The following is an 847-nucleotide window of genomic DNA, read 5'->3' on the forward strand; positions in this document are numbered from 1 at the left end:
CACTCAAGACATTATGCCATAAACACTGATGCATATCTTTGAACTAAAGCCACCAAGCGTTGGGAGTCCGTCTTAAACGCTTTGTTATATTGCCCGCACGACAGCACTAAATTTAGCGCCAAGGTGCTGAATTGGCTATAAATCTACTGGCTTTGAACTCAGATGTAAAATGGATAGTTCAAAATTCAACCATAGACAACAAAACGCACTTGGCTAAGAAGCGAAATTAGGCAAAATTTGAATAGTTCAGTTAGCCAGAATGACAACGAATTCGAACGAGAAACCTGACAACAAAGTGAGCTGAAGCCACAACTTTCAATGAAGCCCCCACGAAAAAGAAGCCGCGCAAAATGAACTTGAGCCAGCGAAACTTACTAACGAGGGGACTTGCGTGACGTTGCAGCTAATTAACCGATAAACATTCTACGTGCGATGGTCATTTTGATGGCAATTTTCACGAGACGAACAAGTGTGTAGTTCGAACGCAGAACAAAGATAAACGGGTAATTTAACCCTTTGAATCTTATGCAATATAACGCCCAATTAAGGTGCGACAACGCTGTAAAACCTGAGCTAAACCATTACGCCGTAAACACAAAATTCAAACCGGAGTGAAATCGACAAGCGTTAGGAGTCACTCTTAAATTGTTTGTTAGAGCGCACTTTCACTTGGCAGAATATGAGTCGTACAAATTTTATTCCCATCTGAATCACGTAAGTAAGCTAAATACAATCGACGCGCCCCGGAACCACGAACACCTGGAGGCTCTTCTATTGCGATACCACCACTTTCTATTCCAATTCGATGCCATTCATTGATGATTTCAGGGCTGTCTGCTAAAAAACC

At 41.9% G+C, this 847-nt stretch carries 1 pseudogene; it reads right to left on the reverse strand.

Going from position 1 to position 847, the window contains the following annotated elements:
• Positions 1-652: 652 nt before the first annotated feature.
• A pseudogene (locus F0249_RS20055) lies at positions 653-847 on the reverse strand (VOC family protein); the annotation flags it as partial.

The organism is Vibrio sp. 03-59-1, from assembly GCF_013114135.1.
In the GTDB taxonomy this organism is placed as follows: Bacteria; Pseudomonadota; Gammaproteobacteria; order Enterobacterales; family Vibrionaceae; genus Vibrio; species Vibrio cortegadensis.